General features: G+C 51.0%; 33 protein-coding genes. 4 read left to right on the top strand and 29 right to left on the bottom strand.

Annotation, left to right across the window (positions count from 1 at the left end; translation table 11 throughout):
• Positions 1-735 precede the first annotated feature (735 nt).
• The 4 genes from Q4551_RS16265 (at position 736) to eutB (ending at position 6,709) form a co-directional block, all read left to right on the top strand.
• Positions 736-1,137: a transposase gene (locus tag Q4551_RS16265; protein ID WP_368501411.1), complete on the top strand. Its 402-nt coding sequence runs from the start codon at positions 736-738 to the stop codon at positions 1,135-1,137.
• Positions 1,138-1,288: 151 nt separating this feature from the next.
• On the top strand, positions 1,289-2,659 hold the full coding sequence (locus tag Q4551_RS15300; protein WP_303434743.1) for a M17 family metallopeptidase: 1,371 nt from the start codon (positions 1,289-1,291) through the stop codon (positions 2,657-2,659).
• A 400-nt stretch (positions 2,660-3,059) separates the two neighbouring features.
• On the top strand, positions 3,060-4,496 hold the full coding sequence (locus tag Q4551_RS15295; RefSeq protein ID WP_303434742.1) for an ethanolamine ammonia-lyase reactivating factor EutA: 1,437 nt from the start codon (positions 3,060-3,062) through the stop codon (positions 4,494-4,496).
• 2 nt (positions 4,497-4,498) lie between these two features.
• Complete coding sequence (gene eutB, locus Q4551_RS15290; RefSeq protein WP_303434741.1) at positions 4,499-6,709, top strand: ethanolamine ammonia-lyase subunit EutB; 2,211 nt, start codon at positions 4,499-4,501, stop codon at positions 6,707-6,709.
• A 157-nt stretch (positions 6,710-6,866) separates the two neighbouring features.
• Here the strand turns inward: eutB and rplQ are convergent, their stop codons facing one another.
• From rplQ to Q4551_RS15145, 29 genes are all read right to left on the bottom strand, one after another.
• A complete protein-coding gene (rplQ, locus tag Q4551_RS15285) occupies positions 6,867-7,274 on the bottom strand; it encodes a 50S ribosomal protein L17 (protein ID WP_303434740.1) in 408 nt (135 codons plus the stop codon).
• 31 nt (positions 7,275-7,305) lie between these two features.
• Positions 7,306-8,307, bottom strand: coding sequence for a DNA-directed RNA polymerase subunit alpha (gene rpoA, locus Q4551_RS15280; protein ID WP_303434739.1), 1,002 nt, complete (start codon positions 8,305-8,307; stop codon positions 7,306-7,308).
• Between the two features lie 21 nt (positions 8,308-8,328).
• Positions 8,329-8,949: a 30S ribosomal protein S4 gene (gene rpsD / locus Q4551_RS15275; RefSeq protein WP_303434738.1), complete on the bottom strand. Its 621-nt coding sequence runs from the start codon at positions 8,947-8,949 to the stop codon at positions 8,329-8,331.
• Positions 8,950-8,961: 12 nt separating this feature from the next.
• Positions 8,962-9,351, bottom strand: a complete 390-nt coding sequence (gene rpsK, locus Q4551_RS15270) for a 30S ribosomal protein S11 (RefSeq protein ID WP_094059483.1) — start codon at positions 9,349-9,351, stop codon at positions 8,962-8,964.
• A gap of 79 nt (positions 9,352-9,430) precedes the next feature.
• Complete coding sequence (gene rpsM / locus Q4551_RS15265; RefSeq protein WP_303434737.1) at positions 9,431-9,787, bottom strand: 30S ribosomal protein S13; 357 nt, start codon at positions 9,785-9,787, stop codon at positions 9,431-9,433.
• Positions 9,788-9,890: 103 nt separating this feature from the next.
• On the bottom strand, positions 9,891-10,004 hold the full coding sequence (gene rpmJ, locus Q4551_RS15260; protein WP_303434736.1) for a 50S ribosomal protein L36: 114 nt from the start codon (positions 10,002-10,004) through the stop codon (positions 9,891-9,893).
• A gap of 20 nt (positions 10,005-10,024) precedes the next feature.
• A complete protein-coding gene (gene secY, locus Q4551_RS15255) occupies positions 10,025-11,353 on the bottom strand; it encodes a preprotein translocase subunit SecY (RefSeq protein ID WP_303434735.1) in 1,329 nt (442 codons plus the stop codon).
• Positions 11,353-11,787 carry a 50S ribosomal protein L15 gene (gene rplO / locus Q4551_RS15250; RefSeq protein WP_303434734.1) on the bottom strand — a complete coding sequence of 145 codons (435 nt, stop codon included), beginning with the start codon at positions 11,785-11,787 and terminating at the stop codon, positions 11,353-11,355. The genes secY and rplO overlap by 1 nt, the downstream gene beginning before the upstream one ends.
• Position 11,788: 1 nt before the next feature.
• Positions 11,789-11,974, bottom strand: coding sequence for a 50S ribosomal protein L30 (gene rpmD, locus Q4551_RS15245; protein WP_303434733.1), 186 nt, complete (start codon positions 11,972-11,974; stop codon positions 11,789-11,791).
• 6 nt (positions 11,975-11,980) lie between these two features.
• Complete coding sequence (gene rpsE, locus Q4551_RS15240; RefSeq protein ID WP_303434732.1) at positions 11,981-12,505, bottom strand: 30S ribosomal protein S5; 525 nt, start codon at positions 12,503-12,505, stop codon at positions 11,981-11,983.
• Positions 12,506-12,516: 11 nt separating this feature from the next.
• Positions 12,517-12,867, bottom strand: a complete 351-nt coding sequence (gene rplR / locus Q4551_RS15235) for a 50S ribosomal protein L18 (protein ID WP_303434731.1) — start codon at positions 12,865-12,867, stop codon at positions 12,517-12,519.
• Positions 12,868-12,877: 10 nt separating this feature from the next.
• A complete protein-coding gene (gene rplF, locus Q4551_RS15230; protein WP_303434730.1) occupies positions 12,878-13,411 on the bottom strand; it encodes a 50S ribosomal protein L6 in 534 nt (177 codons plus the stop codon).
• Between the two features lie 9 nt (positions 13,412-13,420).
• Positions 13,421-13,813 (bottom strand): 30S ribosomal protein S8, encoded by a 393-nt coding sequence (gene rpsH / locus Q4551_RS15225; RefSeq protein WP_303434729.1) that lies wholly within the window; start codon positions 13,811-13,813, stop codon positions 13,421-13,423.
• A 77-nt stretch (positions 13,814-13,890) separates the two neighbouring features.
• A complete protein-coding gene (gene rpsN, locus Q4551_RS15220) occupies positions 13,891-14,196 on the bottom strand; it encodes a 30S ribosomal protein S14 (protein WP_303434728.1) in 306 nt (101 codons plus the stop codon).
• Positions 14,197-14,206: 10 nt separating this feature from the next.
• Positions 14,207-14,746 carry a 50S ribosomal protein L5 gene (gene rplE, locus Q4551_RS15215; RefSeq protein ID WP_303434727.1) on the bottom strand — a complete coding sequence of 180 codons (540 nt, stop codon included), beginning with the start codon at positions 14,744-14,746 and terminating at the stop codon, positions 14,207-14,209.
• 18 nt (positions 14,747-14,764) lie between these two features.
• Complete coding sequence (rplX, locus tag Q4551_RS15210) at positions 14,765-15,079, bottom strand: 50S ribosomal protein L24 (RefSeq protein ID WP_303434726.1); 315 nt, start codon at positions 15,077-15,079, stop codon at positions 14,765-14,767.
• Between the two features lie 14 nt (positions 15,080-15,093).
• Entirely contained in the window at positions 15,094-15,462 is a 369-nt protein-coding gene (gene rplN, locus Q4551_RS15205) for a 50S ribosomal protein L14 (RefSeq protein ID WP_303434725.1), read from the bottom strand.
• Between the two features lie 33 nt (positions 15,463-15,495).
• Positions 15,496-15,762, bottom strand: a complete 267-nt coding sequence (gene rpsQ, locus Q4551_RS15200; RefSeq protein WP_303434724.1) for a 30S ribosomal protein S17 — start codon at positions 15,760-15,762, stop codon at positions 15,496-15,498.
• Between the two features lie 2 nt (positions 15,763-15,764).
• Positions 15,765-15,956, bottom strand: coding sequence for a 50S ribosomal protein L29 (gene rpmC / locus Q4551_RS15195; RefSeq protein WP_303434723.1), 192 nt, complete (start codon positions 15,954-15,956; stop codon positions 15,765-15,767).
• A complete protein-coding gene (gene rplP / locus Q4551_RS15190) occupies positions 15,956-16,369 on the bottom strand; it encodes a 50S ribosomal protein L16 (RefSeq protein ID WP_303434722.1) in 414 nt (137 codons plus the stop codon). The genes rpmC and rplP overlap by 1 nt, the downstream gene beginning before the upstream one ends.
• Positions 16,370-16,381: 12 nt before the next feature.
• Entirely contained in the window at positions 16,382-17,071 is a 690-nt protein-coding gene (gene rpsC, locus Q4551_RS15185; protein ID WP_303434721.1) for a 30S ribosomal protein S3, read from the bottom strand.
• Positions 17,072-17,082: 11 nt separating this feature from the next.
• Entirely contained in the window at positions 17,083-17,418 is a 336-nt protein-coding gene (gene rplV, locus Q4551_RS15180; protein ID WP_303434720.1) for a 50S ribosomal protein L22, read from the bottom strand.
• A 13-nt stretch (positions 17,419-17,431) separates the two neighbouring features.
• Positions 17,432-17,707: a 30S ribosomal protein S19 gene (gene rpsS / locus Q4551_RS15175; RefSeq protein ID WP_221797397.1), complete on the bottom strand. Its 276-nt coding sequence runs from the start codon at positions 17,705-17,707 to the stop codon at positions 17,432-17,434.
• Positions 17,708-17,724: 17 nt separating this feature from the next.
• Positions 17,725-18,552: a 50S ribosomal protein L2 gene (gene rplB / locus Q4551_RS15170; RefSeq protein WP_303434719.1), complete on the bottom strand. Its 828-nt coding sequence runs from the start codon at positions 18,550-18,552 to the stop codon at positions 17,725-17,727.
• Positions 18,553-18,564: 12 nt separating this feature from the next.
• Positions 18,565-18,861 (bottom strand): 50S ribosomal protein L23, encoded by a 297-nt coding sequence (gene rplW, locus Q4551_RS15165; RefSeq protein WP_303434718.1) that lies wholly within the window; start codon positions 18,859-18,861, stop codon positions 18,565-18,567.
• Complete coding sequence (rplD, locus tag Q4551_RS15160) at positions 18,858-19,460, bottom strand: 50S ribosomal protein L4 (protein WP_303434717.1); 603 nt, start codon at positions 19,458-19,460, stop codon at positions 18,858-18,860. Before rplD ends, rplW begins: the two co-directional genes overlap by 4 nt.
• A gap of 3 nt (positions 19,461-19,463) precedes the next feature.
• Positions 19,464-20,096: a 50S ribosomal protein L3 gene (rplC, locus tag Q4551_RS15155; protein ID WP_303434716.1), complete on the bottom strand. Its 633-nt coding sequence runs from the start codon at positions 20,094-20,096 to the stop codon at positions 19,464-19,466.
• Positions 20,097-20,191: 95 nt separating this feature from the next.
• Positions 20,192-20,500, bottom strand: a complete 309-nt coding sequence (rpsJ, locus tag Q4551_RS15150; protein ID WP_036535225.1) for a 30S ribosomal protein S10 — start codon at positions 20,498-20,500, stop codon at positions 20,192-20,194.
• A gap of 211 nt (positions 20,501-20,711) precedes the next feature.
• A partial coding sequence (locus tag Q4551_RS15145) for an EF-Tu/IF-2/RF-3 family GTPase (protein WP_303434715.1) occupies positions 20,712-21,263 on the bottom strand: 552 nt, incomplete at its 5' end.

The following is a 21,263-nucleotide window of genomic DNA, read 5'->3' as shown; positions in this document are numbered from 1 at the left end:
TCCTCGAACGGTGACTTGTCACCGGCGGAGCATGAGAAATTAGCCAATTAATGTGTCCGGTTTTGTTGACCAGAACAATTAGTAGCAATATTGCCAAGTAGAATATTATGTTTTTTTTCATGCATCACCTTCCTTTGTTGAGTTTATAATCTTATAATTAATTTTATTCCGAATTCGTCATCCCTTGTTGGACAAGCTATTTCAATGTTGAATATTATTTTTGGTTCAGCTTGCCTTTTATGTATTAAATTTTGTAAACACTAGTGCGCTGGATTTGTTGGTAAAACTTATGATTTTGATACGTTTTTGCTTGTGGGAATGGGTGGCTACTTTAAATGACATTAAAAATAATTCGACAATCTTAAGCTGAAGTGACTTTTTTGCAGAAAAGGGTGAGTACCTATTATTATTTATAAAACAATAGGTCGAATTGATACTAACACAACACAGGATATACATCAGACAGAGTTTTGCCTGAAGTAATAGTCCATTCCATAAGATATTTTTCTGTGATTTGTTAATTATTGTATGAGTAGTGGTTATGTGCATTCCTTGCGCTTCAATTCCTGTCAGATAATTCCTTGCAGACCTAAGATATTATGACTGAATGGTATTGATCAATTGATTCACATCAAGTTGGTTGTGAAAATGCCGCTTATTAGCTCAATAAACGACATTTAATTCGTCGTCCCTGCAAAACCTTCGACGCCAGCATTCAACAGCCTTACACGCCTGTTGCGCCCGGAGCTGCTTGACCTGATCGACCCCAGGCATGAACTCGTTCAGCTCAGTCAACGTATCGACTTGTCGAAACTTGAGCGTCACTGCCAGAGTTCTTACTGCTCAAACAACGGACGCCCTGGATCATCGTCCCGATTAATCATTGGCCTGACACTTCTGAAACATATCTGCGCGCTATCGGATGAACACTGCATTGCCCGCTGGGTAGAAACCCCCTACTGGCAGCACTTCTGTGGCGAGCAGTATTTCCAACATCGACCGCCGATTGATCCCAACGTTCGGGCGTTCGACCGAGGGTACCGGGGAGCGCAGCACGACAGTTGTATAACCGGTCTGCATCAATCATTAAAAGAAAGGCGCAGATGGCTTATCCAAAGGCTGCTGACGAGGCTGTAAAAAAGTATTTTCGAAAGGCATTTCCTCGCCATATCCAAAATGACTACCACAATGCTCCAACCAACATCGCAGCCCTCGAATTCCCGTTCGATACTGGTTAATCTGGTGAGCAGGTTTACTGTTTCTACTCTTGTTTCTACAGGTTGTTGCCATGTCGATTGTTGCTTCTCTCTCCTCCCTTGCCTCTGGGCACGCCACCACGCCACTGACCTTGCTGGCCAAATCCGAATTCAAACCCTGGTTGCAGCAGCAACCTGCGGCCAAAGACTGGCTTGAAGCCAGCCATTATTCAGGAACGGGCACCGCTTTGATCCCGCAACCCCAGGGCGGTTGTCTGGCGCTGTATGTGTGTGAATCTCTGGATGACCCTTTTGCCTGTGGCGAGTTGTCTGCCAGTTTGCCAGCAACGGATTACGTACTGACGGAAGATGCCAGCGCAGAACGCTTGCTGAATATCGCTTTTGGCTGGGGAGTGGGCGCTTACCGCTTTACTCGCTACAAGGAGAACAGCAAGCCCCAAGCCCGGCTGCTGCTCGACGATGCCGGTCTGGTCGATAAGGCCAACCAACAGATCGACGCTATCAATCTGGTGCGAGATCTGGTGAATACTCCGGCTCAGGATATGATGCCGGCACAGCTGTCGGAGGTTACCCGGTCTTTGGCAGAAGAGTTTGGTGGCCGGTTTGAGGAAATTGTTGGCGACGACCTGTTAACACAGAACTACCCCATGATTCATGCCGTTGGCCGCGCCAGTGTGCACTCACCCCGGTTGCTCGATGTGCGTTGGGGTAATCCTGATTCCCCTGCCGTTACTCTGGTTGGCAAAGGCGTCTGTTTTGACAGCGGTGGCCTGAACCTCAAGCCGGGTAACTATATGCGGCAGATGAAAAAAGACATGGGGGGTGCCGCTCATGTATTGGGGCTGGCCCGGATGATTATGTCATCAGGTCTCGATATCCATTTGCGTGTGCTGATTCCTGCGGTCGAGAATGCCGTCAGTGGCAATGCGTTCCGCCCCGGCGATATTCTGCCGACTCGTAAAGGCCTGACGGTCGAAATCGATAATACCGATGCCGAAGGTCGTCTGGTCTTGTGTGATGCCCTGGCGGAAGCCGAGTCAGAACACCCTGAGCTGATGATCGACTTCGCCACTCTGACGGGAGCCTGTCGGGTTGCGCTGGGCACTGAGCTGCCAGGGTTTTTCTGTAACGACCGTTCGGTGGCGCGAGCCTTGTCCGATGCCGGGGAAGCCGCAGCAGAGCCGGTATGGCAACTGCCGTTACACAAAACTTATTTTGAATTTATGAAAAGTGAGATTGCTGATCTGGTGAACGGCGCTTCCAGCCCTTATGGCGGCGCGATTACTGCCGCGCTGTATCTGCAAGCGTTTGTTGAGAACACTCCCTGGGTGCATTTTGACATTATGGCCTGGAATCTGCGCAAACTGCCCGGTCGCCCGGTCGGTGGTGAGGCCATGGGCGTACGCGCCGTTTTCCAGTATCTGAACGAACGTTATTCCTAAACGGCTCCGATACACTGATACCCGGTGCGTGCATTCTGTCCGGGGTCATTCGGGTTATTACGCGCCCTGTAAAAGAGCAACCCGCTCTGCCCTGTGCCATTTGTTATGGCACAGGGCACGACTTTCTGGCACTACCGGGCAGTATCTTGCCTTGCCAGCCCTGATGCGCTGCTCAGATTGACCTCTCGCCGATGGCAGAATCCAACCGCCAGCCTGACCCAAGCCTTTGATATTCAAGCCGTTCTCCCATGTCTGCCACACTGGCTGAGATGTTTTGTATCCTCTACGACCTTTTTGCGGCTCCAACGTCATTTTTCGTCAACTTGGCGTGAGAATTGAATATTCCTTTGGGGAATTTTTATTTCAAGAAGATCCAGATATCACAGCAATCAGGACATTTATGACGCCTACCCGACCGGACGCTGTTCGCCTGCTTGGGCTCGATTTCGGCTCCACCACATCCAGTATGATGGTGGCGGAAGTCAGCCTTGGAAAACACAGCGTCAACGGCCGGATGACCTATACCAACCCTGTCCTGATCTATCGCTCGCCAGCCTGCTTTACGCCGTTCAAGAACCAGCAAATCGATACCGATGCCCTGCTACAGCAATTATCACACTGGATGCAGCAGGCTCAGCTGGAACAGTATCCGGCGCACACGGGAGCCGCACTGATCACAGGGCTGGCAGCCCGCAGTGACAATGCCCGGGTGCTCAGTCAGCTGATTGGTGAACGGATTGGTGACGCCTTGATTGCAACTGCCGATGACCCCGGTCTGGAATCCTGGATGGCGTTTATGGGCAGCTGCCAGTTACTGAGCCGTTATCACCATAACCAGCCAGTGCTGAATCTTGATATTGGCGGTGGCACCACCAATCCGGCTTTGGGCCTGTCGGGCGACGTTCAATGCTGCGGTTGTTATTACATTGGCGCTCGCCATTTCCGCTTTGAGCCTGGCAGCTATCGGTTAACCGGTCTTTCCCCTTACGGCCGTGAGTTATTGCGGCAGTTGGGTGTCCGCGAGATACCAGCAGTGTTCGAGACTCATCTGTGCCAGCGTATTGTGCAGTGGATGGTGCAGAGCCTTGAGCAGATTGTGCTCGGCAACGAAGCCACCATTGATGATGGTTTCCGCCAGCTGGCATTGCTGAATCCAGACGGGCCACAGCATCATGCCAGCCCGCTGGTGACGTTTTCCGGCGGTGTTGGGGAATTGATTTATCACTTTCTCGATCACGGCAGCTGGCCAGCCACTACCGCTTATGGGGATTTGGGGATTGATCTGGCCCGGGCAATAGTTGCTTCCCCGATTCTTTCACGCTCTTTGTCAGTCCGCCCGGACAGCGCCGGTCGGGCAACGGTATTGGGGCTGACCTTGCACAGCTCGGATATTTCCGGCACCAGTCTTTATATCAGTAACGCGGCGCAACTCCCTCTCACCGATTTGCCGCTGTTATCCCATCTGTCACTGGATGCCAGTCAGGAGACGATCAATCAGGTCATACGACTGGCTCAAGGCTGCCAACGCGGTGCCGCCATCCGGGTTCGTTGTCTCTCGAGTGAAACGGATTTGCCGCTGATCAAACGGTTTGCCCAGCGGCTGAACCACGCCAGGGATAGCACCTGCTTACTAACACAAACCCCATTGGTACTGTTGCTGGAAAACAACATCGGCAAGACCCTGGGAAATTACCTGAGCAACTGGGGCCAGCGCCCGGAACCACTGCTGGTGATTGATGAAATTCCCGACCGACAGGCACAGTTTATTCATGTCGGTCGACCACTGAAACAAGTCATACCAATATCCTTTTTCGGTATGAGTCAGGAGGCTAGCTGATCATGTCTGTTTTTTGTCCAACCCCGACCCAACATATTCATGTCCCTGCGGTGGCAGAGCCCCAAACCTACGATATTTTGTTGATGCAAAAGCGCTATCGCTTTCGCAATCTGGCGCATCTGCTCGGAGCCGCTGACGTCAGCAAGGCCGGAGATCGTATTGCCGGACTGGCCGCCGCGGATGAAATTGAGCGCGAAGCGGCCCGCACCCTGTTGTCTCAACAGACATTGCAGCATCTTTACGATACACCGCTGACCGATGCCGAAGGCCGCATCGACAGCGTGATGCGGATCAACTACGACATCGATATGGCTATCTTCGCCACCTTGCGCCATATGACGTTGGGGCAGCTGAAGGATTTGATGCTGGCCAGCAAGGGGCCGCGTATCCGGGAACTGGGCACCGCCCTGACTGGCGTAATGGTCGCGGCTGTCACCAAACTGCTCGATGTCCATGAACTGATCCTTCTGGCCAAGCGCTTGAAGCACGGCGCTTCGGCCCAGGCTCGTACCCGTGTTGGTTTGGCTGGTACCTTGTCTTCACGCCTGCAGCCGAATCACCCGACCGACAACCTCGCCGGGATCAGCTTGCTGACCTACGCCGGGCTTTCCATGGGTGCCGGAGACGCTTTGCTTGGCCTGAATCCGGCGATTGATACTGTTGATAATATCAGCGCCGTTTTACACCACCTCGACAAATTGCGTCGCGAAACCGGAGCGCCAACACAAATTTGTGTGTTGTCTCATATCAAGACCCAAATGGCCTGCCTGCAAGAAGGCGCACCGGTAGAGATCATCTTCCAGAGTCTGGCAGGTACTGAGCGAACACTGACCGATGAATTTGACGTCACTGTCGAGCTGCTGGATCAGGCTTGTGCCTTGATGCAAACCCACGGGCCGCTGCGTGACACCGGGGCCGAGAATGTTATGTACTTCGAAACCGGCCAGGGCAGTGAGCTGACTTACAACAAGCACAATGGTCTCGATATGGCCACCTGTGAAGCCTTGTGTTATGGCCTGGCCCGTCGTTACCGTCCTTTTATGGTGAACAATGTCACTGGCTTTATTGGCCCGGAAACCCACCTCGATAACTTTGAGATGACCTACAGCTGCTTGCAGGATCACCTGATGGGCAAGCTGATGGGCTTGCCGATGGGCATGGCCCCCTGCTTTACCCTGCACTCCCAGGTGACTGCCGAAGGTCAGCAAATGGCAACCGAGTTGCTGGCTGCCGCCGGTGCCAACTTTTTTATGGACGTCTATTTGGGCAACGATCGTATGCTCGCCTACTTTGATACCAGTGGCCATGACGATCAGACCCTGCGCGAGATTCATGAACTCGAGCCTGCACCGGAGTATCTCAGCTGGGCGATGGATAAAGGTATTTTTGTCCGCGATGAAGACGGTGGATTGGAACGTGGCCCCAACTGGGGTAAACCAGAACAGTTCTGTGCATCAGAAAGTGACTACCAACGTTTGCTGGAATCGGTTCCGGCAGCTTATGGCTTTGATAATGCCGGGCCACGACCAAGCAATCAGGTGGCGCGTACGCTGAGAAGTAACCAGGCGGTGGCTCGGGAAGCGATCTATGCCGACCTCAACGTCAAACAACTGACGGATACGCTGGGGTTTCGGCAACTGATTACTCGGGCCGACTCCCGGGAAATGCATTTGTCCAACCCGGAAACCGGCTCTTATCTCGATACCCATTGCCGCCTGAGCCTGTCGCCGGAATTTACCGATGTCCAGATTCTGGTTACCGATGGACTCAGCGCCGAAGCCGTACACCACAATATCGAACAGCTGCTACCGGTGTTGCAGGACGGCTTGCAAAGCCGGGGGTATCACTGTGGCCAAACCATCGTATGCCAATACGGCCGCGTCAAGTTGGCTGAAGATATTGGCCGCTCACTGCAGTCGCAACTGGTGATCAACCTGATCGGGGAACGCCCTGGAGGCGATGCCATGGCATCCAGAAGCCTGTCGGCTTATCTGGCTTATCGGGTGGCTGATGACCAGCGTCCACAAGCCGCGGCTTTCAGTGGTAATCCGGATATTGAGTGGGAATACAGTGTGATTTCCAATATTTATCAGAAAGGATTACCGGCAACGGAAGCCGGTTCGGTAATCGCCGAAAAAGCAATCCAGATTCTGACTCACGGCGCTGCCGGAAATCGTCTTGAATCGCTGTTAAAACCGCATGCTGCTGCCTGATCCAGTCTGCGCTAACTCACTGCGCTGACCCAGTCTGAGCCAGCGCTAGCTGCGCCAGAAAAGGATGTCTGGCTTCAGCAAGTGGCCACTGCCTTGTACAAACAGCAGGCAAAAAAAAACCCGCTCGAAAGCGGGTTTTCAGGAAGAACAGCCGATATTACTCAGCTGCATCATCCTTTACTTCTTCAATCTCTTCTGCTTCAACAACTGGACGATCGACCAGCTCTACATACGCCATAGGCGCAGCATCACCAGAACGGAAACCGCATTTCAAAATACGGATATAACCGCCTGGACGAGCTTGGTAACGAGGACCGAGTTCATTGAACAGTTTACCAACAGCTTCTTTGCTGCGGGTACGAGAGAACGCCAGACGACGATTTGCAACTGAATCTTCTTTAGCCAGAGTGATCAGTGGCTCAGCAACGCGGCGCAGTTCTTTCGCTTTTGGCAGAGTCGTTTTAATGACTTCATGTTCGAACAGGCTCACCGCCATGTTTTTCAACATGGCTTGGCGGTGTGCGCTGGTACGATTGAAGTGACGACCACTTTTACGATGACGCATGGTTTAATTCCTTACTAACTGAACGCTCAGCTTACGCAAGCACTTTGTCGTCGTTACGGAGGCTGGCAGGTGGCCAGTTCTCCAGGTGCATACCCAACGACAAGCCACGGGAAGCGAGAACGTCTTTGATTTCAGTCAGAGACTTTTTACCCAGGTTAGGAGTCTTCAACAGCTCAACTTCTGTACGCTGGATCAGATCGCCGATGTAGTAAATATTTTCTGCTTTCAAACAGTTGGCGGAGCGGACGGTCAACTCCAAATCGTCGACAGGACGCAGCAGAATCGGATCAATTTCTTCCTCTTCACGTACCTGTTCAACAACTTCATCATTCTCAAGATTGACAAAGATAGCCAGCTGTTGCTGCAAGATGGTCGCGGAACGACGGATCGCTTCTTCCGGATCAATGGTGCCATTGGTTTCCAGATCGATAACCAACTTGTCCAGGTCAGTACGTTGTTCCACACGAGCGCTATCGACGCTGTATGAAACCCGCTTGACCGGGCTGTAAGTGGCATCCAGCTGAAGTTTACCAATTGCCTTGGTTTCCTCATCATTCTGGTAACGAGATTCGACGGTTTCATAACCGCGACCTGAAGCGACTTTGATCGTCATCTTCAGCTCGGCACCTTCACCCAAATGGGCAATGACGTGGTCCGGGTTGACAATGTCAACACCATGATCCAGTTGAATATCGGCAGCTGTAACCGTAGCCGGGCCGGTTTTGGCCAGGGTCAGGTTCGCTTCGTCACGCTCATGCAATTTGACTGCAACGCCTTTCAGGTTCAGCAGGATTTCAATAACATCCTGTTGAACACCTTCAATTGCGCTGTACTCGTGCAATACGCCGTCGATTTCACACTCGACAATGGCCGCACCCGGCATTGATGACAGCAAGATACGACGCAGGGCTGCGCCCAGAGTGTGACCAAATCCGCGTTCCAGAGGCTCAAGAGTGACCTTGGCATGGGTACCGCTAACTTCGTCTACCTGGATGTTACGAGGTGTCAAAAATTCATTAACTGCACGCTGCATAGCTGCCCTTAAGCTCCTCTATTATTTAGAGTAAAGTTCCACGATCAGGTTTTCGTTGATTTCCGCAGGGAGATCAGCGCGTTCCGGAACATTGGTAAAAGTACCTTCCATCTTGCCAGAATCAACAGAGATCCACGCGCAATCGCTACGTTGACCAGCTAATTCCAGAGCAGTCTTGATACGATCTTGCTTGCGTGATTTCTCACGAATAGCAATAACATCGCCAGTTTGCACCTGGTAAGACGGAATATTAACAGTACGTCCGTTAACGGTGACTGCTTTGTGAGAAACCAGCTGACGCGATTCTGCGCGAGTAGAACCAAAACCCATGCGATAAACAACGTTATCCAGACGGGATTCCAGCAATTGCAGCAGGTTTTCACCAGTCGCACCTTTACGGCGCGCTGCTTCTTTGTAGTAGCTACGGAATTGCTTTTCAAGAATGCCGTACAAACGACGAACTTTTTGCTTTTCACGCAGCTGCAAACCATAGTCAGACAGACGACCACGACCTGCGCCATGAACACCTGGCTTGGTTTCAAGCTTACATTTTGTATCGAGTGCGCGAATGCCGCTTTTCAGGAACAGGTCAGTTCCTTCACGACGAGACAGCTTACACTTTGGACCAATATAACGTGCCATAATTCTGCCTCCTTATACGCGACGCTTCTTAGGTGGACGACAGCCGTTATGAGGAATCGGCGTCACGTCTGTGATGTTGGATATTTTGTATCCACATGCATTCAGCGCGCGAACGGCAGATTCACGGCCTGGACCTGGACCTTTAACTTCAACGTCCAGATTCTTCAGGCCATACTCTTTGGCAGCTTCACCAGCACGTTCTGCTGCCACCTGAGCGGCAAAAGGAGTGCTCTTACGAGAACCACGGAAACCAGAGCCCCCGGCCGTTGCCCAGGACAATGCGTTGCCCTGACGGTCGGTGATGGTCACAATGGTGTTGTTAAAAGAGGCGTGGATATGGGCAATGCCATCCACTACCTGCTTTTTAACCTTTTTCTTGGTTGATCTTTGTGGCTTAGCCATTTTTACAATCCTGCTTTTAATATCAACACTGCAACAAGTGAATGCAGCTACACTAAAAGTCCAATCCGGTAATCAGTGATTACTTACGGATTGGCTTGCGCGGACCCTTACGGGTACGAGCATTCGTTTTAGTACGCTGACCGCGAAGAGGCAGGCTACGACGGTGACGAATACCGCGGAAGCAACCCATGTCCATCAATCGCTTGATGTTCATTTGTACTTCACGACGCAGATCGCCTTCGACCGAAAACTTAGCAACTTCATTACGGATAATGTCCAGCTGGTCTTCGCTCAGAGAACCAATTTTGGTGCTCTCAGCAATGCCTGATGCGGCACAGATTTGCTGGGCAGTGGTCTTACCAATGCCAAAAACATAGGTCAGAGAAATCACTGCATGCTTGTTGTCAGGAATATTGACACCGGCAATACGGGCCATGTCTAACTCCGTTACACTTACTTGATGAAAGGGCGCGAGATACTACAAGTAGCTTGCCGTAAATGCAAGCTACTTGTTAACCACACCCGCCATGCCAGGAGAATTAACCCTGACGTTGTTTGTGCTTGGGATCTGAACAGATCACGCGCACACTGCCGTTTCGACGAATGATTTTACATTCACGGCACATTTTTTTAACAGACGCACGTACTTTCATGACAGTCTCCTAAAATGGTCTCAGCGATTAGCTGAGCCCATATTTTTCAAGTTCGCTTTCTTCATCAGGGATTCATACTGATGCGACATCAGATGAGATTGCACCTGCGCCATGAAATCCATAACCACCACCACTACGATCAGCAGTGATGTACCGCCAAAGTAGAAAGGTACATCGGCTGCTACCACCAGAAACTGGGGCAACAGACAGACGGACGCAATATAGAGGGAACCAAACAGAGTCAGACGACCCAGCACGGTATCAATATACTTGGCAGTTTGAATTCCGGGACGAATCCCTGGAATGAAAGCACCGGACTTTTTCAGGTTCTCGGCCACATCTTTCGGGTTAAACATCAACGCCGTATAGAAGTAACAGAAGAAAATAATACCGGCAGCAAACAATACGATATACAGCGGCTGGCTAGGAGCCAGGGCCAGGCTAATGTCCTGTAGCCATTCCATACCTTCGCCTTGACCAAACCATTGCCCCAGGGATGCCGGGAACAACAGCAGGCTTGAAGCGAAAATCGCAGGAATAACACCCGCCATATTCAGCTTGAGTGGCAGATGGCTGCTTTGAGCACCCATCATTTGACGGTTGCCCATCTGGCGCTTGGCATAGTTGATGGTGATGCGGCGCTGTCCCCGTTCAACGAAGACAACAAACGCGATAACCGCGACTGACAAAGCAGCGATAACCAACAACAACAGGATATTCAAATCGCCCTGACGAGCAGATTCAAACGCCTGACCAACCGCACTTGGCAATCCAGCAACGATACCGGCAAAAATCAGAATGGAAATACCATTACCAATACCACGTTCCGTTACCTGTTCGCCCAGCCACATCATAAAGACGGCACCTGCCACGAAGGAAGGTACTGCTGCGATATAAAAATCGATACCAGAAGAGAAGGTGACACCCTGCCCCGCCAGCCCTGCTGACACACCGAACGATTGGACGGTGGCCAGCAAGACAGTGCCGTAGCGGGTGTATTGGGTAATCTTGCGACGTCCCGATTCACCTTCCTTCTTGAGCTGCTCAAGCTGAGGGCTCACCGCCGTCAGCAATTGCATGATAATGGACGCGGAAATGTACGGCATGATACCGAGCGCAAGAATACTCATACGCTCCAGGGCGCCGCCGGAAAACATGTTGAACATTTCCAGGATGGTGCCCTGATTCTGTTCAAACAACCGAGCTAACGCGTCCGGGTTAATCCCTGGTACCGGAATATGGGTACCAATCCGATATACAACAATTGCCAAGAGTACAAACCGGATCCGAGAGAATAATTCTCCCAGACCCTTGTTCATTCCTTGTGGTTGTGAGCCTTGAGTAGCCATTAGTCTTCGACCTTACCGCCTGCTGCTTCAATGGCAGCGCGAGCGCCTTTAGTGACTTTCAGACCTTTAACAGTCACAGCCTTGCTGATTTCGCCAGACAGGATAACGCGACCTTCTTTGAACTTGTCGCCTATCACGTCTGCTGCTTTCAGTGCTGCCAGATCGACAACATCGCCTTCAACCAAAGTCAGTTCGTTGAGACGAATCTCGGCAACGTACTGGGCTTTGCGTGAAGCAAAACCAAACTTTGGCAAACGACGGTGGATCGGCATCTGACCACCTTCGAAACCGGGTGCAACGCTGCCACCTGAGCGAGACTTCATGCCCTTGTGACCACGACCACCGGTTTTGCCCAAACCAGAACCGATACCACGGCCAACGCGCTTGCGCGTCGGCTTGGAACCAGGAGCTGGACTCAATTCATTGAGGCGCATATTACTCCCCTTCAACCTTAACCATGTATTGAACTTGGTTGATCATGCCGCGAATGGATGGTGTATCTTCCAGTTCAACAGTATGACCAATGCGACGCAGGCCCAGACCTTTCATGGTTTCGCGGTGCTTTGGCAATTTGCCAATAGTGCTGCGAGTCTGGGTAACCTTTACAGTTTTCTTTTCCATATCGAATTACCCCAGAATTTCTTCAACAGTCTTGCCGCGTTTTGCAGCCACCTCTTCAGGTGACTTCATTTGCGCAAGACCATTAAAGGTTGCACGAACCACGTTATTCGGATTGGTAGAACCGTAGCACTTGGCCAGTACGTTCTTGACGCCAACCATCTCCAGTACTGCACGCATCGCACCACCGGCAATAATACCGGTACCTTCAGATGCTGGCTGCATATAAACCTGTGCACCGGAGTGACGGGCTTTGATTGGGTACTGAAGTGTGCTGCCATCCAGCTGCACTGTGATCATGTTGCGCTTGGCTTGTTCCATGGCTTTTTGAATTGCCATTGGAACTTCACGGGACTTACCGCGACCGAAGCCAACACGACCATTACCATCGCCAACCACTGTCAGAGCAGTAAAGGCGAAAATACGACCACCTTTTACTACTTTGGCTACACGGTTAACCTGAACCAGTTTTTCCTGGAATTCACTTTCTGAGCGATCGTTGTTGCGATCGTTATTACGTTCGTTATTTGCCATGATCTTTACCCTTAGAATTCGAGGCCGTTTTCACGAGCCGCGTCAGCCAGAGCCTTGATGCGACCATGGTATCTAAAACCGGAACGATCGAAAGCGACCTTGGTAATACCGGCGGCTTTTGCACGCTCAGCAATCAACTGACCCACTTTCGTGGCAGCACTGACGTTACCAGTTAAATCGTTACGCAGATCTGCTTCTACTGTAGAAGCCGTTGCAAGGACGCTAGCGCCATTGGCAGCGATGATCTGAGCATAAATGTGTCGAGGTGTACGGTGTACACACAGGCGAACCGCGCTTTTTTCACGGATATTTATCCGGGTTTTCTGGGCACGGCGCAGACGAGCTTTTTTCTTCTCATTCATGGCCTAGACCTTACTTTTTCTTGGCTTCTTTACGACGAACAATCTCGTCAGCGTAACGAACACCTTTACCTTTATAAGGTTCAGGAGGACGGTAACCGCGAATTTCAGCGGCGATCTGTCCGACAACTTGTTTGTCGACACCTTTGATTACAACTTCCGTCTGGCTTGGTGTTTCACAAGTCACGCCTTCAGGCAGTTCATAATCAACCGGGTGGGAGAAGCCCAGGGACAGGTTCAGAGTTTTGCCAGAAGACTTGGCACGATAACCAACACCTTGCAAAACCAGTTTCTTTTCAAAGCCAACACTTACACCGGTAACCATATTGTTTACCAGAGCGCGGAACGTTCCCGCCAGAGCATTGGATTGCTTGTCATTCTTTTTCGGAGCGAACTTCAGTTCATTCTCTTCTTGCTGAATATCCACAGCAGTGTGGATAGCCAGTTCCAAGGAACCTTGTTTGCCCTTAACAGAGATCTTGTCAGCGGCCAGTGTAATTTCAACACCAGTCGGGATCTGTACAGGAGCCTTAGCGACGCGTGACATGGTATCCCCTTAAAATACAGTGGCGATAACTTCACCACCGACACCCGCAGCACGGGCGGCGCGGTCAGTCATGACGCCTTTCGAGGTGGATACAATGGCTACGCCCAAACCTGCCTCAACTTTCGGCAGTTGTGCGGAGCCCTTGTACTGACGCAGACCAGGGCGTGATACACGCTGGATGCGTTCAATAACTGGCTTGCCTTCGTAGTATTTCAGATCGATAGTCATAACCGGTTTGGTTGACTCTTCTACTGAAAAACCACTGATATAGCCTTCTGCTTCCAGAACCTGGGCAACAGACGCCTTCATTTTTGAAGACGGCATGCTCACATTCGTATGACCAGCTTGCTGGGCATTACGAATGCGGGTGAACATGTCCGCCAACGTATCTTGCATACTCATTTATATTACCTCTGTTGTGCAGCGGCCTTCAGGCAAAGCCGGGAGCTTATTGCTCCGGCCTTGCATAAAGGGTGTGCTTACCAACTCGCCTTTTTCAGACCTGGCACGTTACCTTTCATTCCCTCTTCACGCAGTTTGATACGTGAGAGTTTGAATTTGCGGTAAACACCGTGCGGACGGCCCGTTATTTGACAACGACGCTGCTGACGGCTCGCTGATGAATCGCGAGGCAGTTTTTGCAGTGCCTGTTGTGCATTCCAGCGTTCTTCGTCAGAAGAATCCTGGTTACTAATGATTGCCTTGAGTTCAGCACGCTTGGCAGAATATTTCTCTACCAGCTTTTCACGCTTTAACTCACGCTGCTTCATGCTGATTTTAGCCATGATTAACTCCTCAGTTACGGAACGGGAACTGCAGCGCTTTAAGCAAAGCACGGCCTTCTTCGTTGGTTTTGGCTGTGGTGGTGATGGTCACATCCATACCGCGAATCTTGTCTACTTTATCGTAGTCAATTTCCGGGAAAATGATCTGTTCTTTCACACCCATGCTGTAGTTGCCGCGACCATCAAAGGACTTACCGTTAATACCACGGAAGTCACGTACACGAGGCAGTGAGATATCGATCAGACGATCCATAAATTCCCACATACGGTCGCGACGCAAGGTCACTTTACAACCAATCGGCCAGCCTTCACGAACCTTGAAGCCCGCGACAGATTTACGTGCCTTGGTAACAACCACTTTCTGGCCAGCAATCAGTTGCATATCTGCAACTGCGCTGTCCATCAGTTTCTTGTCGCCCAGTGCTTCACCAACACCCATGTTCAGGGTGATTTTGGTGATTTTAGGCACTTCCATAATGTTCTTGTAACCAAACTCTTCTTGCAGCTTGGCTACTACTTCTTGTTTATACAGTTCTTCTAAACGTGACATAGCAGTATCCAGCTCCAATTAGGCGTCGATTACATCGCCTGAGGATTTGAAGATACGTACCTTTTTCTCACCGTCAACCTTGAAGCCAACACGATCGGCTTTTTCAGTTTTAGGGTTCCAGATGGCCACGTTGGAAGCCTGAATACCGGCTTCGCGCTCGATGATGCCACCTGGCTGTTGCAGGTACGGGTTAGGCTTCTGGTGTTTTTTCACCATGTTAACGCCGGTAACGATCAGACGGCCATCTTGCTGTACCTTTTGAACGGTACCGCGTTTGCCCTTGTCTTTACCTGCGATAACAACCACTTCGTCTTTACTACGGATTTTCAACATTTGCATTCCCTCCCTTAGAGCACTTCAGGTGCTAGGGAAATGATCTTCATAAACTTCTCTGAACGAAGTTCACGAGTCACCGGGCCAAAGATACGCGTACCGATTGGCGACAAGGATGCGTTCAGAAGAACCGCAGAGTTGACGTCAAAGCGGATAATTGAACCGTCTGCGCGGCGAATACCTTTGCGGGTACGCACTACAACAGCGTTCATTACCTGGCCTTTTTTAACTTTACCGCGAGGAATTGCTTCCTTAACGGACACTTTAATCAAATCACCGATGCCGGCATAACGACGATGCGAACCGCCCAGTACTTTGATGCACTGGACACGCTTTGCGCCGCTGTTATCGGCAACGTCTAGCATGGTTTGAGTTTGGATCATGCCTCTCGCTCCTTAACTGACTCTACCTGGCGATTAAACCTTGGCAGCGCGCTCGTCGATAGTTACCAACGCCCATGTCTTGTTTTTAGACAGTGGGCGTGACTCTTGTACTGTAACGGAATCGCCAATCTGGCATTCGTTATTGGCGTCGTGCGCCATAATCTTGGTAGAACGTTTCACGAACTTTTTATAGATCGGATGCTTTACAAAACGCTCAACCCGGACAGTGATGGACTTGTCCATCTTGTTGCTCACGACACGACCACTCAGGGTACGAACGGATGTTGTGTTCTCAGTCATGATCATTCACCTGCCTTGCTTGCCAGCACAGTTTTAACGCGAGCAATGTCGCGGCGGGTTTGACTCACCAGATGAGTCTGGCCCAACTGGCCGGTCGCTTTTTGCATACGCAACTTAAATTGTTCGCCTAACAGTTCTAACAGCTGAGATTTCAGCTCAGCCACTGATTGTTCTTTCAGTTCACTTGCTTTCATCACAGCACCGTCCGTTTAACGAATACAGTATCGAAAGGCAGCTTGGCCGCAGCCAGAGCGAACGCTTCACGCGCCAGCTCTTCAGGCACACCTTCCATCTCGTAAAGAACACGACCTGGCTGAATCTGGCATACCCAGTATTCAACGTTACCCTTACCTTTACCCATACGAACCTCGAGAGGTTTTTCTGTAATAGGCTTGTCCGGGAACACGCGGATCCAGATCTTGCCGCCACGTTTCACCTTACGGGTCATCGCACGACGTGCTGCTTCAATTTGACGCGAAGTCAGACGACCACGGCCGGTAGCTTTCAGCGCATATTCGCCAAAGCTGACCTTGGAGCCACGAATGGCCAAGCCACGGTTACGGCCGGTCTGGACTTTGCGGAATTTGGTACGTTTTGGTAACAACATAACTCAATCCCCTTATGAACGACCGGATTTCTTCTTACCCTGGCTTTTGGCGCGCTCTCGTACCTCTTGGATACCGCCCAGAATCTCCCCTTTGAAGATCCAGACTTTAACGCCAATAACACCGTAGGTAGTGTGTGCTTCGTAAGTTGCGTAGTCGATGTCGGCACGCAGTGTGTGCAGAGGCACACGTCCTTCACGATACCACTCGGCACGAGCAATCTCAGCTCCACCCAATCGGCCGCTCACCTGGATCTTGATACCTTCAGCACCACCACGCATGGCGTTCTGAACGGCGCGTTTCATCGCACGGCGGAACATAACTCGACGTTCCAGCTGGCTAGCAACGCTCTGGGCAACCAGTTTGGCATCCAGATCAGGTTTGCGAACTTCTTCAATATTGATGTGTACCGGAATACCCATCACTTCGCTCAGGTCCTTACGCAGAACCTCAACGTCTTCACCTTTTTTGCCAATCACAATACCTGGGCGGGCAGTGTGGATGGTGACTTTGGCGTTTTGTGCAGGACGCTCAATGACGACCTTGCTGACTGATGCCTTTTCCAGGCGCTTTTCGATCATGGATCGAACAGCAATGTCAGTCAGCAGATTGTCGGCGTACTTATCCTTACCGGCATACCAGATCGAATTATGATCTTTGACGATGCCCAAACGGATACCGGTTGGATGAACTTTCTGACCCATCTGACCAACTCCTATTTTTCTGAAACTTTCACAGTGATGTGACAAGTGCGCTTGAAAATACGATCCGCGCGGCCTTTCGCTCGAGGGCGAATACGCTTCATGGTCATACCTTCATCAACGAAGATCGTGCTGACATTCAGCTCATCTACGTCAGCGCCATCATTGTGCTCAGCGTTGGCGATGGCAGATTCCAGAACTTTCTTGACCAGTTCAGCACCCTTTTTGGTACTGAAAGTCAGAATTTCCAGAGCTTCATCCACTTTCTTACCGCGGATCTGGTCTGCGACCAGGCGCGCTTTTTGAGCGGACAAGCGAGCACCACGTAAAACAGCGGCTACTTCAGACATACTTCACCCCTTCTTAGCGTTTGGCTTTCTTATCCGCTACGTGACCCTTGTAAGTCCGAGTCAGCGCGAATTCGCCCAGTTTATGTCCAACCATGTCTTCAGTGACGAAAACAGGCACGTGTTGTTTGCCGTTATGTACAGCGATGGTCAGCCCCACGAAATCCGGGAAGATAGTGGAGCGGCGAGACCAGGTCTTGATCGGACGCTTGTCGTTCTTCTCAAGAGCGGCCTCTACCTTCTTCATCAAGTGATGGTCAATAAATGGACCTTTTTTCAATGAACGTGGCACAGTTCAATCCTCTCTAGTTATTTCGCAGAACGACGGCGTACGATCAGATGGTCGGTACGCTTATTCTTACGAGTCTTGTAGCCTTTGGTTGGTACACCCCAAGGAGAAACAGGATGGCGACCACCAGAGGTACGACCTTCACCACCACCATGTGGGTGGTCCACTGGGTTCATTACCACACCGCGAACGGTAGGACGAACACCACGCCAGCGCGTTGCACCAGCTTTACCCAGTTCACGCAAACCGTGCTCGGCATTGCCAACTTCGCCCAGAGTGGCGCGACAGTCAGACAGAACCTTACGCATCTCGCCGGAGCGCAGACGCAAGGTGCAGTAAGTGCCTTCACGGGCAACCAGCTGTGCAGATGTACCCGCGGAGCGAGCGATCTGACCACCTTTACCAGGCTTCAGCTCGATGTTGTGAATAACGCTACCAACCGGTACGTTACGCAGTGGCATTGCAGAACCTACTTTAATAGGTGCGTGCTCGCCAGAGACGATTTCATCACCGGCACTCAGACCTTTAGCGGCCAGAATGTAGCGACGTTCACCGTCTGCGTATTTCAGCAGGGCAATGTTCGCGCTGCGGTTCGGATCGTATTCCAGACGCTCAACAACAGCAGGAATGCCATCTTTGTTGCGTTTGAAGTCAACGATACGATAGTGATGCTTATGACCACCGCCAATGTGACGAGTGGTAATCCGGCCATTGTTGTTACGACCACCGGACTTGCTGTTCTTTTCAAGCAGAGGAGCAAAAGGTTTACCCTTGTGCAGCTCTTTATTCACGACTTTAACGAGATGGCGACGGCCAGCTGAAGTCGGTTTAGTTTTCACCAATGCCATGACTTGAGCTCCTTATTCCGCGTCAGCGAAGTCGATGTCCTGACCGGCGACCAGGCGAACATATGCTTTACGCACATCGTTACGCTTGCCCATACCGCGTGCAGTACGCTTGGTTTTGCCTTTAATGTTGACAACCTGTACTGACTGAACTTTTACTTCAAACAGGGCTTCAACGGCTTGTTTGATTTCTGGCTTGGTAGCATCAGGAGCCACACGGAAAACATACTGCCCGTGTTTTTCGGCAACCCAGGTTGCTTTTTCAGAAATCTGAGGTGCAATCAGCACCTTGTAAAGGCGTTCACGGATCATGCGTAAGCCTCCTCAAGTTGTTTCAAGGCTTGCACTGTCACCAGGACTTTCTCGAATGCAATCAGACTCACTGGATCGATCGCTGATGCTTCGGTCACGCCTACATGCGGAACGTTACGAGCGGCAAGATACAGCTTCTCGTCAAGATCCTCAGAGATGATCAATACGTTGCTCAGGTCCAGATCATTCAGTTTGGCAACAAACTCTTTGGTCTTATGGCTTTCAACGCCAAAGGAGTCTGCAACCACCAAACGGTCTTGACGAACCAGCTCGGACAAGATGACCTGCATGGCTGCGCGGTACATTTTCTTGTTCAGCTTTTGATCAAAATCGCGTGGTTTGGCAGCAAATGTAACACCACCAGAACGCCAGATTGGGCTGCTTGAAGTACCCGCACGAGCACGGCCAGTTCCTTTTTGACGCCAAGGCTTGATACCGCCACCGGCGACTTCAGAACGAGTCTTTTGTGCTTTGGTACCCTGACGGCCACCTGCCATATAAGCAGTGACCACCTGGTGAACCAGGGCTTCGTTAAATTCGCGGCCGAAGGTAGTGTCAGAAACAGCTACCGCATTGCCTGCGTTAGTTTTCAGTTCCATCGCTTACCCCTTCGCCTTAACAGCTGGTTTCACAATCACGTCAGAACCTGGAGCACCAGGAACCGCGCCTTTAACCAGCAGCAGGTTGTTTTCCACGTCAACGCGTACGACTTCCAGGCTTTGGGTGGTCTGTTGTTCAGAACCCATATGACCAGCCATTTTCTTGCCTTTCCAGACACGACCAGGAGTCTGACACTGGCCGATAGAGCCAGGTGCGCGGTGTGACAAGGAGTTACCGTGGGTAGCATCCTGAGTACGGAAGTTCCAACGCTTTACGCCGCCTTGGAAACCTTTACCTTTCGTGGTACCAGTAATATCAACTTTCTGACCCGCTTCAAACTGGGTCACCAGAAGTTCGTCACCGGTACTGAAAGATTCTTCAGTACGGAACTCAATAGCGCCTCGACCAGCTTCGACATTTGCTTTCGCAAAATGACCGGATGCCGGTTTGGAAACGCGTGACGCTTTCTTAGCGCCAAAAGTAACCTGAATTGCACTGTAGCCGTCAGTATCGACGGTTTTTACCTGAGAGACGCGATTTGGCGTTACTTCCAGGACAGTAACAGCAACAGATTGACCTTCTTCGGTAAAGATACGAGTCATGCCCGCTTTTTTACCGACAATACCAATTGCCATTTTAATTACCTCTCGTGTACGGGGCTTGGACCCACTATGGCCGCCTGACATTAGGCGTTACACAGAGCACTGTGTAAGGTTAAGCCTTTTATCTCTTAACCAAGACTGATCTGAACTTCCACTCCGGCAGCCAGATCCAGTTTCATCAGCGCATCAACGGTTTTTTCTGTTGGCTCAACAATGTCGAGCATGCGCTTGTGCGTACGGATTTCGTACTGATCGCGCGCGTCTTTGTTGACGTGCGGAGAGACCAGAACGGTAAAACGCTCTTTACGGGTAGGCAGTGGAATAGGTCCACGCACCTGAGCGCCCGTACGTTTGGCGGTATCGACAATTTCCTGAGTCGAAGTATCGATCAGGCGATGGTCGAAAGCCTTTAAACGGATACGGATTCGTTGGTTCATTACCAAACTCCAAGATTATGTGCAGAGCTCGCTTTCACCCCCAATTCAAGGGGACGCGAATTGTATGCGGCTGTACAAAAAGTGTCAACCGACAAAAATAAAAATGCCACAAAGCTGTGGTGAGACAGGAATACTTTTCGGCAGGATAAAAGCCCCGACAGAGGAGGCTTCTATTCAAGGTCGACATGATGTCGACCTTGAACGTCTGATCTTACTCGACGATTTTGGCTACAACACCAGCACCAACGGTACGACCACCTTCACGAATCGCAAAACGCAGACCTTCGTCCATGGCGATTGGCGCAATCAGGGTAACGGTCAGTTGCACGTTGTCACCTGGCATAACCATTTCAACGCCTTCTGGCAGTTCACATGCACCGGTTACGTCCGTAGTACGGAAGTAAAACTGTGGGCGGTAACCTTTGAAGAATGGCGTGTGACGACCACCTTCATCTTTGCCCAGCACGTATACTTCTGACTGGAACGTAGTGTGAGGCGTGATAGAACCTGGCTTGGCCAGTACTTGTCCACGCTCAACTTCGTCACGCTTGGTACCACGCAGCAGAACACCAACGTTCTCACCAGCACGGCCTTCGTCCAGAATCTTGCGGAACATCTCAACGCCAGTACAGGTCGTTTTGATGGTTTCCTTGATACCGATGATCGCAACTTCTTCACCAGTACGTACGATACCGCGCTCAACACGACCGGTAACAACCGTACCACGACCCTGAATAGAGAATACGTCTTCGATTGGCATGAT

Source organism: Oceanobacter sp. 5_MG-2023 (assembly GCF_030548165.1).
GTDB lineage: Bacteria > Pseudomonadota > Gammaproteobacteria > Pseudomonadales > Oceanobacteraceae > Oceanobacter.
The sequence above is the reverse complement of the archived record's forward strand: the minus strand, read 5'-3'. Positions and strand labels throughout refer to the sequence as shown.